This is a genomic window from Solilutibacter silvestris (genome assembly GCF_002895945.1).
Lineage (GTDB): Bacteria > Pseudomonadota > Gammaproteobacteria > Xanthomonadales > Xanthomonadaceae > Solilutibacter > Solilutibacter silvestris.
This window is the reverse complement of record NZ_NPZB01000002.1, coordinates 654402-674547: the sequence shown is the minus strand read 5'-3', so window position 1 is coordinate 674547 and position 20146 is coordinate 654402. Positions and strand designations below refer to the sequence as shown.

The following is a 20146-nucleotide window of genomic DNA, read 5'->3' as shown; positions in this document are numbered from 1 at the left end:
TGCATACGGCAAGGAATGTGCCATTGCGCGACTGCATTGTCAATGAATTTGCGATGGCCATCACGTCTTCTCCACTAGGCTTCCGGAATCTGGCGGCCCGGCTGGTAGTCGATGCCGGTGATGTAGCGACGTCCACCGTGGGCCTTGATGTGGACCAGGATGTCGATGGTCAACATCAGCAGGCGCTTGATCGTGGCGAACTCCAGTCCTGCACCCTCCTGCGAGGCCTTCACCATCAGCGCCATCTGGTCCCAGGTCTGCTCGGTGCTGCCGGCGTGGCAACTGGTGATCGAGCCGGGGTGACCCGAGGCGCAGTTGCGGATGAAGTAAAACGATTCGTCGCCGCGCAGCTCGGCCAGGATGATCCGGTCCGGCTTCATGCGCAGACAGGCTTCCATGCAGGTCTTGGCGGTGACATGGCTGGCGCTCTGCCCGCCCTTGGAATACAGCAGGTGCGCCACGTTGTTCTGCGGGATGAACAGTTCGCGCGCGTCCTCGATGGTGATCAGGCGCTCGTCCATCGGAATGTGATCGACCAGCGCCTTCATGAAGGTGGTCTTGCCGCTGCCGGTGGCGCCGGAGACGACGATGTTCTTCTTGTAGTGCACGGCCTTGCGGAAGAATTCGCCGTAATCGCGTGCCTCGCGCAGCGCCAGCAATTCCTGGTCGTGTGCCGGCAGTTCGCCGTTGGTCTCGAGGATCTGGCCGAAGAACCCGTCTTCCTCGTACTGCTGCAGGGTGCGGCTCTGCTTGGCCGGCAGGCGGATGGTGATCGACACCTTGCCCGGATCGCAGGCGGGAGGAATCACGAACTGCGCGCGCTGGCCGGTCGGGAAAGTCAGCGACACCATCGGATCGATGTCGGTGATGCGCTGGCCGGTGTTGCTCTCGTTGACGACGGCGGTGCAGAACTGGCGGGCGCGTTCGAAGGTCAGGCCGGGCACCGACAGGTGTTCCCAGCCATCGCGCGTTTCCAGGTACAGCTCGCCCGGGCGGTTGATGCAGATTTCGGTGACGCGCGGCGAGTTGAGGTGCTCGAGGATGCCGAGCACCCCGTATTGATACTCGAGGAAGTCGTTGGAGATCCGCGCAACCGGGGAGCTGTCGTCTTCCACCGTGCCCCCGGTCAGCGCCGTGCCAGCACGTTGCTGAAGTCGACGTCCTGCGCCACGTACACGTTCAACTGCGTGCCCTGGTTGATGGTGACCGTCGGCTTGCGGTTGGCGCTTTCGTTGATGGCCTGTTCGGCCATGCTCTGAACGGTGCGCGCGGTATTGCTCTCGTACGGAGACTCGTAGGCGACGCCGCTTGGCGTTACCACCGTGCCGGAGGGGCCGTGTTTCTGGCCCTCGTACTTGAACAGGTCGCTGACCATGCTGATCAACATCGCGGTGGCGACACGACTTGGCCAATGGGCGTCGTACTGGCCGGGATGGCCGGCGCCACCGAGCTGGTCGGTGCCGGGGCTGGCCATGCTGATGTCATAACCGTTGGGCGTGGTGATGCGATCCCAGATCACCGCGACGCGACCGCGGGCGATGCCGGCACTGTCGTACTTGCCCAGCATCTTCGAGCCGCGCGGCAACAACAGGCGACGACCGTTGATCGAATACACCGGCTCGGTGACGATGCACGAGGTGAAGCCGGGAATGTCGGTGATGATGCGCGTTTCGAGGATGCAACGGATGTAGGTACCGCGCACCAGCAATGCATCGGGGTTGGACAGCAACTTGGCGCTGCTGTCCGCTTCTTTCACCATTTCCTTGTTGGGCACCCACATCGGGCCGTTCGGACCCATCACCATCATTCCGCCTTGCTGGCCTTGCGCACCAGCCATGCCTTGTCCCTGCGCTTGCGGCGCGGCATCGGGCGGCGGCATGTTGCCGTTCCACATGCGGCGCTCGACCAGGCTGGGCGGGCGCGGGCCGGCCGGCATCGCCTGTGACTGATCGCCACCATCGCCATAGTCACCGGCACGCGCGCGATTTGCCGATGCATGGTTCGGCGCGGGTGGCAACGGCGGTGCGTTGTTCACCACGTCGATCGGCTGGGCGGCATCGTTGTTGACCGGCGGCGCGGGCGCGGCGCGAGGCAGGTCGGGTGTTTCCACCACTTGCGTCGGGCGTTGCGCGTCGGCGGCCTTTTTCTTGCCGTCGTCGCGATTGGACAGCGAATGCATGATCCAGAACGCGACCAGCAACAGCAGGCCAACGATCGCGGCAAGGAAGAACATCGCCTTGCGATTGAGCTGCTGCATTTCCGTCTGCGTCAACGTCGGTGCGGCGGCATCGAGATCGGCTGCGGTGCCGCCCTGGACGCGATCGAAGTAGGGATTGCCCTGCGCCTGCGGTTCTTGCCCGCCCTGCTGCTGGGAGTGGTTGTTGTCGTCGGAAGGTGGGTAGTGCTGGCTCATTGCTGCGATCCCCTGCGCAAGCCGATGACATTGTCACCATGGCGGATGGTCAGGAACGGGTAGACCCCGTGGACGATGATGGTGTTGTTCTCGACGGTGGTATTGACCAGGAAATCACTGGTCCGCGCCTTCTCGCGGCCATACACCGCCGGGAAATTGCCGGTCGGGATGCTCTTGAGATCGCTCATGCGGATGTAGGTGAAACTGCCGTCGTCGTAAACGGCGACCGGCACCAGCCAACCCGCCTTGCTGCTGGTCGAATAGTCGTAGTTGTAGTTGTAGACGCGCCCCGCCGACAGCGCGGTATCCGCGGCGGCCGGTTCATCGGCCTTCTTCTGGGTGAAGCGTGTGTCTTCCGGATAGCGGAACGTCACCTTGTATTGCACGCCGGCGGCCTTGGCCTGGTCGAGCGCGCGCCAATCGGTGGCCACCACTTTCAGTTCGAAGATGTAGGTATGCGTTTCGGTGCGCACCATCAGGTTGGTGTCGACGTCGGTGTTCTTCGGGCGGATGTAGAACACGTTGTCACGCCGCTGCAGGTCCCAGCCGCCGCTGAAGCCGACGCTGTAGTCGACCACCTTCTCGCTGGGGCTCAGTTCGATCTGGGTGGTGATGCCAAGGCCGGTTCGGATTGGATAGATGCGATCGGCGGCATAGGTGTATTCCTGCACGACCTGCGCGGAGGCATTGCCCGCGAACAGGCATGCAACTGCAGTGACACCGGTGATCAGAAAGACAAACAGACTGCGCATGCGCATCATCAATGGACTCCTTGCGCCGGGCTGGCCGGTGTCGTGGGACTGGCGGTCGCCTGGGGCGACGCCGGAATGGCTTGCGGATTGACCGGTGCCGTGGTGGCCGGTGGCGCCGATGCCGCGGCATTGGTCGCTGCCGGTGCCGGCATCGCGCCGGGCTGCGCCGGTATCGCGGCCGGGAATTCGACAGGCACCGGTGTGGCGCTATCGAGATCGCTGCGGTAATTGATCACGCGGAAACGCAGCGGGTTGACCATGTTGTCGTCCTCGCGGTCCATCTTCAGCTCGGGCCGATAGGCGAATTCCATGGTGGCGATGCGGCTGTCGAGGACGCGGGTGGCGCCGTTCGACTTTTCATAGAGCTGGCGCTGGTAGCGCACGGTGGCGCCGGTCGGCGGCTTGCCCGGACGGGCACCAAGCGGCGTGACGCTGGTGATCTTGACGCGGATGGCGGTGCGCGCGCCGTACATCGTCGCCGGGCTTTCCGGATTGCGCGGATCGCGCGAGGCGGAATACGCGCTCCACACGTCCGGTTCCGACATGGTGTACACGGTGCGGTAGTCGCGTTCGTTGATCAGGCCGGAATCGTAGGACTCGCGGGCGAGGATGTACGAGGCGATGTTGGCGCGGCTGATCGCTTCCTTGGCGATGACGCTCTGGTAGCCGTCGTCACCGGTCACGCGCGCCAGGCGTGCGATGCCCGCGTAGGGATCGACCATCACCAGGTACGGCACTTCCTTCTTCAGCGGCACCATGTACGCGAGGATGCCGGCCATCACCAGCGTCAGCAGCAGCGACAGTCCCGCGACCCACCACGCACGTTTCTCGCTGCGCCGCGCCAGGTCGGACACGGTGATTTCGAAATTCGCGGCCTTGTTGACCGCAGCGTCGATCCCGGCCGACGCCTTCTTCTTGCCGAATGCCATGTCGCCCCCGGATCAGTTCTTGGCCGGACGGGCGGTGATGGCCCCGTTCTCGACCGCGAGTTCGATCCGCTGCGCCGCATAGACCTGCGCCAGCTGCTGCAGCGCCGCGGCGCCATCGGCGGTACGGATCTGCCCGACCGCGGCCGGCAAGGTGTAGTCCGCAGACAACTGGTAGGCCAGCCCGGCGTGGGTGTCCTTGGCCCAGCGCGTCAACACGCCCTTGAGCGTGCCATCCATCGGCAAGGCGTAATAGATGTAGGCAGGATTGAGCGGGATTTCCCGCGCGGTGTCGGCGAAACGGTTCACGGGCCGCCATTTGCCACCGAATTCCGGTGCTGGCGTGGTCGTACAGGCCGACATCAATACCGCTGTTGCCATGGCCAAGGCCATGTGTTTGGTCAGATTCTTCACGTGATCCCCTGTTGTACAGCCGTCACCCATCGCGCCCTCCAGCGGTCTTGCCCGTCTGGAAAGGCGACGGATGGCACGTTTTTCCGTGCCTGCATCCACGTTATCCCAGAATTTGTGACAACGTCAACCTCATGGAAGCGCATTCCGTTGCATGAATGGGTGATTTCCGCTCCAGCGAGGCGACGCGGCTAGAATCGGGCGATGCTCCGCATCGATACCCACGCCCACGTCCTGCCCCGCGATTGGCCCGACCTGGCAAGCAAATACGGCGAACCGCGCTTCCCGGTGATCCACCACGGCGAGGACGGCCGTCACCGGATTTATCGCGACGGCAAATTCTTCCGGGAAATCTGGCCCAAGACCTGGGACCCGCAGGAACGCATCGACGACTACGCGCGTTTCGGCGTGCAGGTGCAGGTGATCAGCACGGTGCCGGTGATGTTCAGCTACTGGGCGCAACCGCATCAGGCGCTGGAGCTGCACCGCTCGCTCAATGACCACATGGCCGAGACGATCCGCGCCTTCCCGCGCCACTACGCCGGCATCGGCACGGTGCCGCTGCAATCGCCGCAACTGGCGATCCGCGAACTCGAACGCTGCATGGATGAACTCGGCTTGCAGGGCGTGCAGATCGGTTCGCACCTGCAACTGCCCGATGGGCGCCACTGGAATCTCGACGCGGAAGAACTGTTCCCGTTCTTCGAAGCGGCGGCGCAACTCGATGCCGCGATCCTGGTCCATCCGTGGGACATGATGGGCAGCGAATCGATGCCGAAATACTGGCTGCCGTGGTTGGTCGGCATGCCGGCGGAACAGGCGCGCGCGGCATGCTGCCTGATCTTCGGCGGCGTGCTGGAACGCTTGCCGAAACTGAAGATCGCGCTGGCGCACGGTGGCGGCAGTTTTCCCTGGACCATCGGCCGCATCGAACACGGCTTCAACATGCGGCCCGATCTGGTCGCCACCGACAATTTCCGCAATCCGCGCGAATACCTGAAACGGTTGTATTTCGATTCCTGGGTCGCCGACGACCGCGCCTTGCGTTATCTGCTGGACGTCTGCGGCAGCGATCGCGTGATGCTAGGCACCGACTATCCGTTCCCGCTCGGCGAGCAGTCGCCCGGTGAGGGCATCGAGCGTTTGCAGTTGCCGCAACCGGACCGCGATCGCCTGTACCACGGCACCGCGCTGGAATGGCTGGGGTTGCCGGCATCGAGGTTTGCATGACCAACCTGCTTTCCCCCGGACACGCCGCGGCACTCGACGCCGCCGATCCCTTGCGCACATTCCGCGACGAATTCCTGATCCCGCGCCACGATGGCCACGAACAGGCGTATTTCTGCGGGAATTCGCTGGGCCTGCAGCCGCGCGGCGTGCGCGCGCATGTGGAGGAAGTGCTGGACAAATGGGCGGCAGAAGCGGTGGAAGGCCACTTCACTGGCCAGGCGCAATGGATGCCCTACCACGAGCTGGTGCGCGAACCGCTGGCGCATCTTGTCGGCGCGAAAGCGCAGGAAGTGGTGGCGATGAATTCGCTCACCGCCAACCTGCACCTGATGATGGTGAGTTTCTACCAGCCGACCATTGAACGCACCGCGATCCTGATCGAAGCCGGCAGTTTTCCCTCCGATCGTTACGCGGTGGAATCGCAGCTGCGCTTCCACGGATTGCCGCCGGACGCGACGCTGATCGAAGTCGAGCCCGACCTGCCGAATGGCGTGTTCTCGATGCAACGGATCGAACAGGCAATCCGCGACAACGCCCAGCGCTTGTGCATGATCCTGTGGCCGGGCGTGCAGTACCGCAGCGGCCAGGCCTTCGATCTCGCGCGTATCGCCGCGCTGGGTCATGAAGCCGGCGCAATCGTCGGCTTCGACCTCGCGCACGCGGTCGGCAATCTGCCGCTGCAACTCCATGACTGGAACGCCGATTTCGCCGTGTGGTGCCACTACAAATACCTGAACTCCGGACCGGGCGCGGTCGCCGGCTGTTTCGTCCACGAACGTCACGCCGCCACCCAACGTCCGCGCTTTGCCGGCTGGTGGGGCAACGACGCATCAGTGCGTTTCAGGATGGGCCCGCAGTTCCAGCCAACGCCGGGCGCCGATGGCTGGCAGTTGTCGAATCCGCCGATCCTCGGGCTGGCGCCATTGCGCGCGGCCAGCGAACAATTCCTGCGCGCGGGGATGCCGGCATTGCGCGAGAAATCACTGAGGTTGACGACCTATCTTGGCCAGTTGGTCGACGCGCATCTGGCCGACGCGATCGAGATCGTGACGCCGCGCGACGATGCGCAACACGGTTCGCAGTTCTCGCTGCGGGTGAAGGCCGGGCGCGATGGCGGGCGGGCGTTGTTCGAACATCTCGCCACCCAGGGCGTGATCGGCGACTGGCGCGAACCCGACGTGATCCGCATCTCCCCCGCCCCGCTCTACAACAACTTCGAGGACGTGCGGCGCTTCGCGTTGGCGGCGATCGATTGGATGAAGGCGCGATGACGCCTCCGGCATCACTCACCACACCGCTTGCGATCATCGGCGGCGGATTGGCCGGCGCGTTGCTGGCGACATTGCTGGCGAAACAAGGCTGGCAGGTCGATGTGTACGAACGCCGTGGCGATCCGCGCGTTGAAGGCTATGCCGGTGGTCGTTCGATCAACCTGGCATTGGCCGAACGCGGGCTGCATGCACTGCGACTGGCCGGTCTCGACGATGCCGTGCTGAAACAGGCGGTGATGATGCGCGGGCGCTTCGTGCATCCGCTCGATGGCGAGCCGCACCTGCAGCGCTACGGTCGCGACGACAGCGAAGTGATCTGGTCGATCAGCCGTGGCGAGCTCAACATCACCCTGCTCGACGCCGCCGAACGCGCCGGCGCACGTCTGCATTTCGACATGGGCCTGGAATCGGTCGATTTCGAGCGGCGCATCGCCACGTTCGACACCAACAGCGGCCCGCGCGAACTTCCGTTCACCACGTTGATCGGTGCCGATGGCGCGGGATCGTCGTTGCGCCAGGCGTTGCAGCACTATCGGCCGTGCGAGGAACGCAGCGAGTGGCTGGATCACGGCTACAAGGAACTGGAAATTCCGCCGGACGCGAATGGCGATTTCCGCATCGAAGCCAATGCCCTGCACATCTGGCCGCGTGGCCACTACATGTGTATCGCATTGCCGAACGACGAGCGCACCTTCACCGTCACCCTGTTCATGCCGCTGCAAGGCGCAGCCCCGAGTTTCGAGACGATTCGTGACGGCGCGCAGGCGCTGGATTTCTTCCACCGCGATTTCCCGGACGCGATACCGCTGATCCCGGAACTGGTCGAAGACTACGCTCGCAACCCGGTCGGCAAGCTGGCGACGTTGCATTACCAGCATTGGCATCTCGATGATCGCGCCGCGCTGATCGGCGACGCTGCGCACGCGATGGTGCCGTTCCACGGCCAGGGCATGAATTGCGCCTTCGAGGACTGCATCGCGCTGGCTAACCATCTCGCACGCGACCGCGGTCTCGCCGAGGCGTACGCCGCCTACGAAGCCGAGCGCAAGCCGAACGCGGCGGCGATCCAGCAGATGGCGCTGGAAAACTACATCGAGATGCGCGACAAGGTCGGCGACGCCGCCTTCCTGCTGCAACGCGAACTGGAGCTGGCCCTGCAGGCGCGCCACCCCGGGCGCTTCGTGCCGCATTACACGATGGTGACCTTCATGCGCATTCCCTACGCAATGGCGCTGGAACGCAGCGACATCCAGCGCGAGATCCTGGTGAATGCGACGCGCGGCCGCGAATCATTGGACGGCATCGATTGGGCTGCGGTGGATGGCGAGGTGATGGCGCGGCTGGAGCCATTGCCCGGATAATGCCGACATGACTGACAGCTTCCTGTTCTACGATCTGGAAACCTGGGGGCAGGATCCGCGGCGCACGCGCATCGCCCAGTTCGCCGCGATCCGCACCGATGCCGAACTCAACGAGATCGAGGCGCCGCACGAATTCTTCGTCCAGCCCGCGCAAGACCTGCTGCCCTCGCCCGTCGCCACGCTGATCACCGGGATCACGCCGCAGCATGCATTGCACCATGGCATCGTCGAGGCCGAAGCCTTCGCGCGGATTTCCGAGCTGATGTCAGAACCGGGCACCTGCAGCCTCGGCTACAACAGCATCCGTTTCGACGACGAATTCATCCGCTTCGGCCTGTATCGCAATTTCCACGACGCCTACGAACGCGAATGGAAGAACGGCAATTCGCGCTGGGACCTGCTCGACATGACGCGACTGGTGCATGCGCTGCGGCCGGAGGGCATCCCTTGGCGCGCACGCGAGGATGGCGGCGGCACCAGTTTCAAGCTGGAACATCTCGCCGAGGACAACGGCCTGCGCGATGGCGACGCCCACGAAGCATTGTCGGACGTGCGCGCGACGCTCGGGCTGGCGCGACTGCTGCGCGCGTCGCAACCGCGCCTGTGGGACTATGCCCTGCGCCTGCGCGACAAGCGCCATGTCGCCGATCTGGTCGATCCGATGCGGCCGCGCCCGCTGTTGCACGTCTCGCAACGCTATCCGGCTTCGCGATTGTGTGCGGCGCCGATCCTGCCGCTGACGCGCCATCCGGAATTCGACGGTCGGGTGATCGTGTTCGATCTCGCCAGCGATCCGCAACCGCTGTTCGATCTCGATGCCGACGCCATCGCCGCCCGCCTGTTCGTCGCCAGTGATGCCTTGCCCGAAGGTGTCGAACGCATCGCACTGAAGGAGGTCCACCTCAACCGCTCGCCGATGCTGGTGCAGTGGGACCATCTGCGCGATGCGGATTTCCAGCGTCTGGCGATCGATCCGGAGCTGGTCCACGCGCGTGGCGAACGCCTGCGCAACTCCGGCCCGGCATTCGCCGAGAAGATCCGTCAGGTGTACGCGCGCGCCAGGGAATTTTCCCCGAACGATGCCGACGGCGCGCTCTATGATCGCTTCGTTCCCGACAGCGACAAACGCATGTTCCCCTTGCTGCGCGGCACGCCGCCGCAACGCTTGCGCGAGGAGGATTTCCCATTCCGCGACGCCCGCCTGCGTGAGCTGCTGTTCCGCTACCGCGCACGCAACTGGCCGCAGACGCTGTCGTTCGCCGAACAGGATCGCTGGAACGCATTGCGCCGCGCGCGCATGGAAGAACCGGGCCTCGGTGAGGCCACGCTGACGTCGTATCGCGGCGAAATCGCGATCCTGCGCCAGCAACACGCGGAAGCCCCGGAGACGCTGGCGCTGCTCGACGCACTCACGCACTGGGGCGACCAGATCGAGGCTGGCCTGACATGAACCATTTCAGCGACAAGAGCTTCCGTTTCCTGCGCGCGTTGATGCGCAACAACAACCGCGAATGGTTCCTCGCGCACAAGGACGACTATGAAAAACACCTGAAGACGCCGTTCCAGCAACTGCTGCTGGACCTGCAGCCGGAACTGGCGAAGATCAGCCCGCGTTTCCGCGCCGACCCACGCGGCAATGGCGGTTCGCTGTTCCGCATCCATCGCGATACGCGTTTCTCCGGCGACAAGTCGCCGTACAAGGGCTGGCAAGGCGCCCGCCTCTACCACGAGCGTCGCAGCGAATTGCCAGCGCCGTCCTTCTACCTGCACCTGCAACCCGGCCATTGCTTCGTCGGCGCCGGCATCTGGCATCCTGAACCGGCGACGCAACGCAAGATCCGCCAGTTCATCGTCGAAAATCCGGCGGGATGGAAAGCCGCCGCGCACGCGCCCGCCATGCGCAAGCGCTTCGACCTCGAATCCGAAGAGATGCTGACGCGGGTGCCAGCCGGTTTTCCCAAGGATTTCGTGTTTGCCGATGATCTGCGTCATCGCAATTTCGTGATGGTGCGCGGCCTCGACGATGCCGACATGACATCGCCGAACCTGGTGCGCCAGCTTGCTAAGGACTTCGCCACGCTCGCGCCGTTTGTCGATTATCTCTGCGCCGCCCTCGACCTGGAGTTCTGAGCATGACCCGCACGCAACGCCGCATTTCGATCATCACTGTCGTCGTGCTGGCGCTCCTCGTCGCCGCGTGGTGTTCCGGCCCGTACATCGCCATGCACGGCCTGCGCAAGGCGATCGCCGACAAGGACCTGGCCGCGCTGGAAACCCATGTCGATTTCGTCGCGCTGCGTGCCAGTCTCTCGCCGCAGATCGAGGACCGCATCGCCCGCGGCATTTCCGCGCGCCTCGGCAGTGGCGCCAATGGCGGGCTGGCCGGTCAGGCAGCGAAGGTGATTTCCGACAATGCCGTGAACATGATGGCGACGCCGGCCGGCATCGGGGTGTTGCTGCAGGGCGACGCGCTCTACAAGCAGGCCAGCGGCGACACCGTCGGCGATGGCGTGGTCAAGCAGGCGCGTCCCGTCGACCCATTTTCCAACGCGCATGGCCGCTTCGAATCGCCGACGCGTTACGTCGCAACGGTGACCACCAGTGGCGGCGACGTCGGTTTCGTGTTCGAGCCGCGCGGCTTGCGCTGGAAGATCACCAACATTCGATTGCCTGCGCCAAAACACGATTGAGAACACCTGCTCACGATCCATCGCTGACGCAGGAAGTTCGTCATTCGTTGGCGATCCCGTGCGGCACGTGCCCGGCGGCGACGTGACGACGCGCCGAATCGATGTTGTGCAGTGAATCGTCGAAGAAGATGTCGGCGCCGAATGCGTTGAGGAATTCACCCTTGTCGCGGCCACCGAGGAACAGCGCCTCATCCAGCCGCACGTCCCACTCGCGCAGGGTGCGGATCACCCGTTCGTGTGCGGGCGCGGAACGCGCGGTGACCAGCGCGGTGCGGATCGGCGCGTCGTCGCCTGGTTCGAATGCCAGTTGCAGCTCGTGCAAGGCCTGCAGGAATGGCCGGAACGGACCACCCGACAGCGGTTCGTGCGCGTGCACGCGTTCGTGGCGACCAAAGGCTTCCAATCCGTGCGCGCGCGACACGCGTTCGCCCTCGTCGCCGAACACCACCGCGTCACCATCGAAGGCGATGCGCAATTGCTCGCGCCCGGACTCGCTGGCGCGCGCCGGCAGGATGGTCGCCGCGGCGATGCCGGCATCCAGTGCGCGGCGCACCGATTCCGGGTTGGCCGACAACAGCAGCGACGCGCCGAATGGCTTGATGTAAGGCCACACCGGTGCGCCCGAAGTGAAGGTGGCGCGGCGGATGTCGAGGCCGTGGTGCTGGATCGCGTTGAACACGCGCAATCCGGTATCGGGGGAATTGCGCGACAACAGGATCACCTCGACGCGCGGCGATTCCGCAGTCGCGCCGAGGCGCGCGTTCAACGCCAGCAGCTTGCGCACCAACGGGAAGGCGATGCCCGGCGCCAGCGGCTCATCCTCGCGGTCGCGCTGGTGTTGGCTGAACGCTTCGACGCCCTCGCGCTCGAACAGGCCGTGGCTGTCCTCCATGTCGAACAGCGCCCGCGAGGTGATCGCGACGACAAGGGTCGGGAGCGGCGATGATTGCATCGTGACAGTCTGCGGCGGCGGGGTCTCGTTCATTGCGACACGACTCAGCGCGCGCTCATTGAATACGGCTGGCGATCGGGATGCGTGCCCCACGCCTTGTTCGGTTCGGCCTGCATGTGGAAGCGCAATTCGCCACCGGCCATGAGTTCGTCGTGGCGCAGGAAGGCGCGATCCAGCGGCTTGCCGTTCAACATGACGCTGCCGACGTAGCCGTGCGCGGCATCCAGACCTTCGGCGACGATGCGGAAGGTCTTGCCGTTGGGCAGGTGCAGGCCCATTTCCGGCAGGAACGGCCGTCCGATGATGTATTCGTTGCTGCCGGGCGTGACCGGATAGAAACCCATCGCGGTGAAGACGTACCACGCCGACATCTGGCCGAGATCGTCGTTGCCGGACAGGCCATCGGGTCGGGGCGCGTACTGGGTGCGCATGATTTCGCCAAGGCGCGCCTGCGTGCGCCACGGCTGGCCGGCGTAGCTGTAGAGATAGGCGACGTGGTGGCTCGGTTCGTTGCCGTGCGCATACCAGCCGATCAGGCCGGTGATGTCTTCCATGTGCTCGAACAACTTCGGATCGACCTTGGCGTCGAACACCTGGTCGAGTTTCGCCAGCAACTTGTCGGCGCTGCCATGCGCCTTTGCCAAACCGGCGACATCCTGCGGCACGTACCACGAGTACTGCCAGGCATTGCCTTCGGTGTAGTCGCTGCCATAACCACTCACCGTCGGATCGAACGGCGTGCGGAACTTGCCGTCACGCAGGCGTGCGCGCATGAAACCGGTGGACGGATCGTAGGCGTGGCGCCAGTTCGCCGCGCGCTTGAAGTAACGCTCGGCGATGTCCTTCTTGCCCTGCGTTTCCGCCACGCGCGCTATGGTCCAGTCGTCGTAGGCGTATTCCAGCGTCTTCGATGCCGCCTCGCCTTCCTCGTCGATGGGGACATAACCGAGTTGCATGTAGCCGTCGAGTCCGCCGTAGGGGCCGTATTCGGCGCTGGCGGTCATCGCCTTCAGCGCGGCCGCGCCGTCATAGCCACGGATGCCTTTCATCCACGCATCGGCGATCACCGGAACCGCGTGATAGCCAATCATCGTCCACGTTTCCTGGCCGTGGAACGCCCATATCGGCAGGATGCCGTAGGGACTCTCGCGCTGGCTGGCGAGCAGCGAATTGACGATGTCGTTGGTCTGTTGCGGTGGACGCGTCAACGTCAGCAACGGATGCAGCGCGCGATAGGTGTCCCACAGCGAGAACGTCGAATAGTTCGTCCAACCCTTGGCCTGATGCACGGCGTTGTCGGGCCCGCGATAACGGCCATCGACATCCATGAACAGCGACGGCCCCATGTAGGCGTGGTACAGCGCCGAATAGGCCATGCGCGTGTCATCGTTGGGGGCGTGGATATCGAGCACGCCGAGCGCGTCTTCCCAGGTCTTCCGCGCTTGAGCGTGGACGCGATCGAAATCGAAGCCTGGCATTTCGGCATCGAGATTGGCGATCGCGCCCTCCTCGCTCACCGGCGAGATCGCGACTTTCACCACCAGCGGCGCATCCAGCGCAGCAAAATCGAAACTTCCGGTCAACTGCCGCCCTTCGATCTGCGCACGCTGTGTCGGCTGTTTCGATGCCGGCGTGGCGAAACCCTTGTAGGGCACGTCCTTGTCGCTGTCCTGCAGCGCATGGCCGCGCAACGGCTGCGAGAAACGCATGGCGAAATACAACTGCCGCCCCGGCGCCCAGCCGCGCGTTTCGCGGAAGCCGGTCACCGTGCCATCAGCGTGCACACGCAGGCGCGACCACAGCACCTTGCCGGGATAGTCGTACATCGACGTGCGCAGGTCGACCAGCACATGCGCCGGTTTGCCCTTCGGGAAGGTGTAGCGATGCACGCCGACGCGCGGCGTCGTGGTGAGTTCGACGCGGACATCGCGATCATCCAGCGTCACCGCGTAATAGCCCGGTTTCGCCACCTCGCTGGCATGGCTGAAATGCGCGGTGTAACCGCTGCCGGGCTTGTCGGGATCGCCGCGTTCGGTCTTGACCTCGCCCACTTGCGGGATCAGCAGCACGTCGCCGAGATCGGAATGGCCGGTGCCGGAAAAATGCGTGTGCGAAAAGCCAACAATACTGCTGTCGCGATGATTGTAGCCGGCGGCCCAGCCATAACCGTCCTTGCGCTGCTGGATGCGCGTGTCCGGGCTCAACTGCACCATGCCGAACGGCAGCGTCGCGCCGGGAAAGGTGTGGCCATCGCCACCGGTGCCGATCATCGGATCGGCGGCCTCGTAGCCACGACGCCCGGCATCGCGCCAATCATCCGCGCTCCACGCCGGTGTCATCGACATCAACGCGACTCCGCCAACAAGCATCGCGGCGATCGTTTTCCAATACATGGCATTGCCCTCATCAGGGTTGGACTCAGGCGATGAACTGTTCGCTGAGGATGCGTTCCTCGAGACCGTGTTCGGCATCGAACAGCAATGTCACCGCACGGCCGGGCGCCTCGCGCACCGCGACATCGACCACGTCGCGCACTTCGTGCGAATCGGCGGTGGCGCTGACCGGACGCTTGTAATGGTCGAGGATGCGGAAACGCACTTCCGTCGCGGCCTTCAGCACGGCGCCACGCCAACGGCGCGGCCGGAACGGAGCGATCGGCGTCAGCGCCAGCACGTTCGCGCCCAGTGGCAGGATCGGTCCACCCGCCGAGAAGTTGTAGGCGGTACTGCCCGCCGGCGTCGCCACCATCACGCCATCGCAGATCAGTTCTTCAAGTCGGTTCTCGCCCTGCAGGTCGATGGCAACATGCGCGGCTTGGCGCGTCTGCCGCAGCAGCGACACTTCGTTGTAGGCGAGCGACGTCACCGTCGCGCCGGATTCCGTTTGCACGGTCATTTCCAGCGGATGCAGCACCGCCGGTTCCGCACCGGCGATGCGTTCGGCGAGATCGCCGGTGTGGTACTGGTTCATCAGGAAGCCGACGGTGCCGAGCTTCATTCCATATACCGGCTTTGCCAAGCCACCGTGGCGATGCAAGGTCTGCAGCATGAAACCGTCGCCACCAAGCGCGACCAGCACGTCGGCGTCTTCCAGCGCCACGCGCCCGTGCGCCGATTCGAGCGCGGCCAGCGCCGACTGTGCGTCGCTGGAATTGCTGGCGAGGAAAGCGATGCGCGGAGAAGCCATGCGGGGAGGATAAAACGAAACCGGGGCCGTCGGGCCCCGGTTGTCGACATCAGGCGAGATTGCTCAGCTGCGATCGGCCAACTGCGCCAAGCGCTGCACCGCCACCGAGACCGTCGGGTAGTCCAGGGTCTTCTGCGCGGCCAGTTCCGACAGCATCGACAGGGTGAAGCGCAGCGTCGGGTCGTCGCGGTCCAGCCACGCCCTGACCTTGGCCTCGGCGTCCTTGCCCGGCATCGCCAGCGCCTGCTCGGTGAGCTTGCGCATTTGCGTCGCCAGTTCGTCGCGCAACACGCCACGCGCCACCGCGTGCCAGCGGCCTTCGACCTTGAGCGCTTCGATCTGTTCGCGCAGCCACGGCTCGCGCAGCGCATCGCCCAGGCGGTAATACACCTTGCCGATGTCGGTCGCGCGCATCTTGCGCTCGCGCGCCAGCTCGATGATGTTGGGGCACGGCTCGAGGTACGGCAGCGCCGCCAACTGGTCGGCCAGCGCCGCAGGCACGCCCTTGGCGCGCCAGTCCTTGCGGCTTTCCTCGTAGATCGGGCGTTGCGACGGATGGAGGATGCCTTCACCGGCACGGATGTCGCGGAAACCGTCGTGGTAGCGATCGACCGCCTGCTGGATGTTGGGGATCGCGCCGGGGCGCGACAGCAGCCAGCGGGTGAAGCCGCGCTGCAGTTCCCAGATCACCATCAGCGCATCGACCTGCACATCGCTGGCGACCTTGCCGTCGAGCGCATCGATCTGCGTCCACAGGTCGCGCGCGTCGAGCGTTTCGCGGGTGATGGTATACGCCTTGGCGATATCGCCGATGCTGCGGCCGCTGTCCTCCTGCATGCGCAACAGGAAGGTCGAGCCCATGCGGTTGATGGTCGAGTTGGTCACCGCGGTGGCGATGATCTCGCGCTTCAGGCGGTGATGCTCCATCGCCTTGGCGTACTTTTTCTGCAACGGTTCCGGGAAATAGCGCACCAGTTCGCGCGACAGATAGGGATCTTCCGGCACGTCGCTGGCCAGCAGCTGCGGATACGCCACCAGCTTGGAGTACGACAGCAGCACGCACAGTTCCGGACGCGTCAGCCCTTGGCCCTTGGCCTTGCGATCGGCGATCTCGGCATCGCTGGGCAGGAATTCGATCTGGCGGTCGATCAGGCCTTTCGCCTCGAGGGTGCGGATGAAATGCAGCTTGGAGCCGAGCCGCGACATGCTCATGCGCTGCATCATGTCGAGCGCCTGGTTCTGACGATAGTTGTCGTTGAGCACCAGCGCGCCGACTTCATCGGTCATCGATGCCAGCAGCTTGTTGCGTGCGGGCAAGGTCAGGTTGCCCTTCTGCACTTCGGCGTTGAGCAGGATCTTGATGTTGACTTCATGATCGGAGGTATCGACGCCCGCCGAGTTGTCGATGAAATCGGTATTGAGCAGCACGCCATGCAGGGATGCCTCGACGCGACCGCGCTGAGTGAAGCCGAGATTGCCGCCTTCGCCGATGATCTTGCAGCGCAGTTCGTCGCCGTTGATGCGGATCGCGTTGTTGGCGCGATCGCCGACATCGGCATTGCTCTCATGGCTGGACTTGACGTAGGTGCCGATGCCGCCGTTCCAGAACAGGTCGACCGGCGCCTTGAGGATCGCGCGCATCAGTTCGTCCGGGCTCAACGCGGTGACCGCGGCATCGATGCCGAGTGCCGCGCGCGCTTCCGCCGAGACCGGGATCGACTTGGCGGAACGCGGCCACACGCCGCCACCCTTGCCGATCAGCTTGGCGTCGTAGTCCGCCCAGCTCGAACGCGGCAGCTTGAACAGGCGCGAACGCTCCTTGAACGAGATCGCCGCATCCGGGTTCGGGTCGATGAAGATGTGGCGATGGTCGAACGCGGCGATTAGTCGCGTGTGCTTCGACAGCAGCATGCCGTTGCCGAACACGTCGCCCGACATGTCGCCGATGCCGACGCAGGTGAAGTCCTGCTTCTGGCAATCGCGGCCGAGATCGTGGAAGAAGCCGACCACCGACACCCACGCGCCCTTGGCGGTGATGCCCATGCCCTTGTGGTCGTAGCCGACAGAACCACCGGATGCGAAGGCATCGCCCAGCCAGAAATGGTGGGCTTCGGCGATGCCGTTGGCGATGTCGGAGAAGGTCGCGGTGCCCTTGTCGGCGGCAACGACCAGGTACGGATCATCGCCGTCGTGGCGCACCACGCCAGCCGGATGCACGATCTTGCCGTTCGGCGCGATGTTGTCGGTGATGTCGAGCAGGCCGTTGATGAAACGCTTGTAGCAGGCCACGCCTTCGTTGAACCAGGCATCGCGATCGACCGCCGCATCCGGCAATTGCTTGGGATAGAAGCCGCCCTTGGAACCGACCGGCACGATCACCGTGTTCTTCACCATCTGCGCCTTGACCAGGCCCAGTACTTCGGTGCGGAAATCCTCGCGGCGATCCGACCAGCGCAGGCCGCCACGCGCCACCGAACCGAAGCGCAGGTGGATGCCTTCCACGCGCGGGCCGCACACCCAGATTTCGCGATACGGGCGCGGCTTCGGCAGATCGGGAACGGCCGAGCAATCAAGCTTGAACGCGAGATAGTCGGCGGGGCCGCCGTCCATGCGTTTGTCGCCGGCATAGTCGATGTAATAGTTGGTGCGCAGGGTCGCATCGATCACGCCCATGTAGCTGCGCAGGATGCGATCCTCGTCGAGGCTCTTGACGCGATCGAGCAACGCCTTGATGGCCGTGCGCGTCGCTTCGGTCTGTGCTTCGCGCGACTTGCTGCGCGCGGCGACCACCGGCTCGATGATCGATTTCGCGATGTCGTCATCGCGGCACAGTGCATCGATCTGCGCGGTGAACGCCTTGGCGCCGGCAGCGATCTCGGCCTTGCTTTCCTTGCCGGTGTTGGGATCGAAGCGCGCCTCGAAATACTCCACCATCAGGCGCGCCAGCAGCGGATAACGCGTGAACGTCGCTTCGACATAACTCTGCGAGAACGGCACGCCCAGTTGCAGCAGGTATTTGCAGTAGGCGCGCAACATCGCGACCTGCTTCCAGCGCAATTCGGCGCCAAGCACCAGGCGATTGAAGCCGTCGTTCTCCAGCTCGCCGTGCCAGACGCGGCCGAAGGCCTCGATGAAGAACGCGGTGCTGTCGTCGTTCAGCGCCGCGCCCGCGGACGCACGCACTTCGAGATCCTGGATCGAATACGGCTGGCCATCCACCACCACCTCGTGCGGATATTCGGTGATGACCTGCAGGCCCATGTTGTCGAGCATCGGCAGCACTTCCGACAACGGCAGGCTGCCGTTGCGATGGAACAGCTTGACCTCGATGCAGTCGGCGCAATGGCTGGCCGCAGGATCGGTGCGCAGGTTGATGCCGAGGCTGTCATCGTTGCCCAACGCGGCCAGTTGCACGACATCGTTGGCGGCGGCTTCCGGCGTCGCTTCCTCGATATAGGCGGCGCTCAAGGCACGCCCGAAATGCTTGGCCAATGCCAGCCCTTCGCTCTCGCCGTGGCGCGCGATCAGCACGTCATTGAGGCGATCGTGCCAGTTGCGCACGGTTTCGGCCAGGCGTGCTTCCAGTCGGGCGATGTCGAATTTCGCCTCGCGCGCGTCTTCGCGCGGACGCACGATCAGGTGCAATTGCACCAGCGGCGAATCGCCCATCGTCACGTGGCTTTCGACGTGATCGGCGGACAACGCATCCTTCAGCATCGCCTCGATGCGCAGGCGCATGTCGGTATTGAAGCGTTCGCGCGGGACGTACACCAGCACCGAATAGAAACGCCCGTAGCGATCGCGGCGCAGGAACAATTTGCTGTCGACGCGTTCGCGCAGGCCGAGCACGCCGGTGCCGAGCGCCAGCAGTTCGTCATGGCCGGACTGGAACAGTTCGTCGCGAGGCAGCGTTTCCATGATGTGGCGCAAGGCCTTGGCGCTATGTCCCTGCGCCGGCAGGCCGGAATCCTTCATCACCCGCTCGTAGCGGCTGCGCACCACCGGGATATCCCACGGGCGATGGTTGTAGACACTCGACGTGAACAGGCCGATGAAGCGCTTCTCCGACACCGGCTTGCCCTTGGCATCGAACTCGACCACGCCGATGTAGTCCATGTAGCCGAGGCGATGGACGCTGGCGCGCGCGTTGGTCTTGGACAGGATCAGCGGTTCCAACAGGCCGGACTGCTGCACGCGATGCGCATCCAGCGACTTCAGCGGACGCGGCTTGCCGCCATCCTTGCCGCGCAGCAGGCCGAGGCCACTGCCCTCGACCGCCACCAGCACGTCTTCACCGCCGCGCTTCTCGACCTTGTATTCGCGATAGCCAAGGAAGGTGAAATGGTTGTCCGCGGCCCAGTGCAGGAATTCGCGCGATTCCGCCAGCACTTCCGTCGAGACCGTGCCGGCGGTTTTTTTCGCCAAGCCGTCGGCCGCGGCATCCATCTTCTCGCGCATGCGCGGCCAATCCTCGACCGCTGCGCGCACATCGGCCAGGACCTTGGCGATCGCGCGTTCGACGTCCTTGGCATCGGCGGCATCGAGGCGATCGATTTCGGCATGGATGAACGATTCGTGCGCGCCCTCGCCCAGCGCCTGCAGCTTGCCGGCCTTGTCGCGCTGCACCTGCAACACCGGATGCAGCAATGCGTGCACGGAGATGCCGCGTTCGGTCAGGGCATTGGTGATCGAGTCGACCAGGAACGGCATGTCGTCGTTGGCGACCTGCAGCACGCTGCGCGGCAAGTCCCAACCATTCCCCTTCTTGGTCGGATTGAACACGCGCACCGACGCCGCGCCGCGCTTGCGACTGCTGGCGAATTCGAGTGCATCGGCCGCGATCGCCGCCGAAGTCGCGGCGGACTGCATCCGCAATTCCTCGGGCGACAGGCGGGCATACAGCGCGGTCGCGAACGCGCGGGCATCGGAAGCGGGTTTCCTGGAAGTCATGGCG

The 20146-nt window shown here is 64.5% G+C and carries 15 protein-coding genes; 6 read left to right on the top strand and 9 right to left on the bottom strand.

The genetic code is table 11. The features are described 5' to 3' along the window. Positions 1–74: 74 nt before the first annotated feature. The 5 genes from virB11 to Lysil_RS10720 are packed head-to-tail and all read right to left on the bottom strand — an operon-like array spanning position 75 to position 4484. Positions 75–1115, bottom strand: a complete 1041-nt coding sequence (gene virB11, locus Lysil_RS10740) for a P-type DNA transfer ATPase VirB11 (RefSeq protein WP_103075570.1) — start codon at positions 1113–1115, stop codon at positions 75–77. Positions 1116–1126: 11 nt separating this feature from the next. Then, positions 1127–2413, bottom strand: a complete 1287-nt coding sequence (locus tag Lysil_RS10735; RefSeq protein ID WP_103075569.1) for a TrbI/VirB10 family protein — start codon at positions 2411–2413, stop codon at positions 1127–1129. Continuing rightward, entirely contained in the window at positions 2410–3171 is a 762-nt protein-coding gene (locus tag Lysil_RS10730) for a TrbG/VirB9 family P-type conjugative transfer protein (protein ID WP_425477162.1), read from the bottom strand. Before Lysil_RS10730 ends, Lysil_RS10735 begins: the two co-directional genes overlap by 4 nt. A gap of 2 nt (positions 3172–3173) precedes the next feature. Next, the gene (locus Lysil_RS10725) at positions 3174–4094 is read right to left on the bottom strand and encodes a VirB8 family type IV secretion system protein (protein ID WP_103075568.1); all 921 of its coding nucleotides are present in this window, start codon (positions 4092–4094) and stop codon (positions 3174–3176) included. A 12-nt stretch (positions 4095–4106) separates the two neighbouring features. Further along, complete coding sequence (locus Lysil_RS10720; protein WP_103075567.1) at positions 4107–4484, bottom strand: hypothetical protein; 378 nt, start codon at positions 4482–4484, stop codon at positions 4107–4109. A 222-nt stretch (positions 4485–4706) separates the two neighbouring features. Between Lysil_RS10720 and Lysil_RS10715 the strand changes: the two genes are divergently transcribed. The 6 genes from Lysil_RS10715 to Lysil_RS10690 are packed head-to-tail and all read left to right on the top strand — an operon-like array spanning position 4707 to position 11054. Continuing rightward, positions 4707–5732, top strand: a complete 1026-nt coding sequence (locus Lysil_RS10715; RefSeq protein ID WP_103075566.1) for an amidohydrolase family protein — start codon at positions 4707–4709, stop codon at positions 5730–5732. Next, complete coding sequence (gene kynU, locus Lysil_RS10710; RefSeq protein WP_103075565.1) at positions 5729–7003, top strand: kynureninase; 1275 nt, start codon at positions 5729–5731, stop codon at positions 7001–7003. The genes Lysil_RS10715 and kynU overlap by 4 nt, the downstream gene beginning before the upstream one ends. Further along, complete coding sequence (locus tag Lysil_RS10705) at positions 7000–8364, top strand: FAD-dependent oxidoreductase (RefSeq protein WP_103075564.1); 1365 nt, start codon at positions 7000–7002, stop codon at positions 8362–8364. The genes kynU and Lysil_RS10705 overlap by 4 nt, the downstream gene beginning before the upstream one ends. Positions 8365–8371: 7 nt before the next feature. After that, positions 8372–9814, top strand: a complete 1443-nt coding sequence (gene sbcB, locus Lysil_RS10700; RefSeq protein WP_103075563.1) for an exodeoxyribonuclease I — start codon at positions 8372–8374, stop codon at positions 9812–9814. Next, the gene (locus Lysil_RS10695) at positions 9811–10494 is read left to right on the top strand and encodes a DUF2461 domain-containing protein (protein ID WP_103075562.1); all 684 of its coding nucleotides are present in this window, start codon (positions 9811–9813) and stop codon (positions 10492–10494) included. The genes sbcB and Lysil_RS10695 overlap by 4 nt, the downstream gene beginning before the upstream one ends. 2 nt (positions 10495–10496) lie before the next feature. After that, positions 10497–11054, top strand: coding sequence for a DUF2939 domain-containing protein (locus Lysil_RS10690; RefSeq protein ID WP_103075561.1), 558 nt, complete (start codon positions 10497–10499; stop codon positions 11052–11054). A gap of 40 nt (positions 11055–11094) precedes the next feature. On the opposite strand, the gene Lysil_RS10685 is transcribed toward Lysil_RS10690, so the two are convergent. The 4 genes from Lysil_RS10685 to Lysil_RS10670 all read right to left on the bottom strand — a co-directional run bounded on the left by Lysil_RS10685 (position 11095) and on the right by Lysil_RS10670 (position 20142). Continuing rightward, positions 11095–12006, bottom strand: a complete 912-nt coding sequence (locus Lysil_RS10685; RefSeq protein WP_103076026.1) for a 5'-nucleotidase — start codon at positions 12004–12006, stop codon at positions 11095–11097. Positions 12007–12050: 44 nt separating this feature from the next. Next, positions 12051–14399 (bottom strand): GH92 family glycosyl hydrolase, encoded by a 2349-nt coding sequence (locus Lysil_RS10680; RefSeq protein WP_103075560.1) that lies wholly within the window; start codon positions 14397–14399, stop codon positions 12051–12053. Positions 14400–14424: 25 nt separating this feature from the next. Then, positions 14425–15192: an NAD kinase gene (locus Lysil_RS10675; RefSeq protein WP_103075559.1), complete on the bottom strand. Its 768-nt coding sequence runs from the start codon at positions 15190–15192 to the stop codon at positions 14425–14427. Between the two features lie 63 nt (positions 15193–15255). Next, positions 15256–20142, bottom strand: a complete 4887-nt coding sequence (locus Lysil_RS10670; RefSeq protein WP_103075558.1) for an NAD-glutamate dehydrogenase — start codon at positions 20140–20142, stop codon at positions 15256–15258. Between the last annotated feature and the right edge of the window lie 4 nt (positions 20143–20146).

What these genes read in the sequence shown, in the direction of transcription:
- Lysil_RS10735 (WP_103075569.1), bottom strand. Translation starts at nt 2,413, where the DNA reads ATGAGCCAGCACTACCCACCTTCCGACGACAACAACCACTCCCAGCAG.
- Lysil_RS10730 (WP_425477162.1), bottom strand. Translation starts at nt 3,171, where the DNA reads ATGCGCATGCGCAGTCTGTTTGTCTTTCTGATCACCGGTGTCACTGCA.
- Lysil_RS10725 (WP_103075568.1), bottom strand. Translation starts at nt 4,094, where the DNA reads ATGGCATTCGGCAAGAAGAAGGCGTCGGCCGGGATCGACGCTGCGGTC.
- Lysil_RS10720 (WP_103075567.1), bottom strand. Translation starts at nt 4,484, where the DNA reads ATGGCCTTGGCCATGGCAACAGCGGTATTGATGTCGGCCTGTACGACC.
- Lysil_RS10715 (WP_103075566.1), top strand. Translation starts at nt 4,707, where the DNA reads ATGCTCCGCATCGATACCCACGCCCACGTCCTGCCCCGCGATTGGCCC.
- kynU (WP_103075565.1), top strand. Translation starts at nt 5,729, where the DNA reads ATGACCAACCTGCTTTCCCCCGGACACGCCGCGGCACTCGACGCCGCC.
- Lysil_RS10705 (WP_103075564.1), top strand. Translation starts at nt 7,000, where the DNA reads ATGACGCCTCCGGCATCACTCACCACACCGCTTGCGATCATCGGCGGC.
- sbcB (WP_103075563.1), top strand. Translation starts at nt 8,372, where the DNA reads ATGACTGACAGCTTCCTGTTCTACGATCTGGAAACCTGGGGGCAGGAT.
- Lysil_RS10695 (WP_103075562.1), top strand. Translation starts at nt 9,811, where the DNA reads ATGAACCATTTCAGCGACAAGAGCTTCCGTTTCCTGCGCGCGTTGATG.
- Lysil_RS10690 (WP_103075561.1), top strand. Translation starts at nt 10,497, where the DNA reads ATGACCCGCACGCAACGCCGCATTTCGATCATCACTGTCGTCGTGCTG.
- Lysil_RS10685 (WP_103076026.1), bottom strand. Translation starts at nt 12,006, where the DNA reads ATGCAATCATCGCCGCTCCCGACCCTTGTCGTCGCGATCACCTCGCGG.
- Lysil_RS10680 (WP_103075560.1), bottom strand. Translation starts at nt 14,399, where the DNA reads ATGTATTGGAAAACGATCGCCGCGATGCTTGTTGGCGGAGTCGCGTTG.
- Lysil_RS10675 (WP_103075559.1), bottom strand. Translation starts at nt 15,192, where the DNA reads ATGGCTTCTCCGCGCATCGCTTTCCTCGCCAGCAATTCCAGCGACGCA.
- Lysil_RS10670 (WP_103075558.1), bottom strand. Translation starts at nt 20,142, where the DNA reads ATGACTTCCAGGAAACCCGCTTCCGATGCCCGCGCGTTCGCGACCGCG.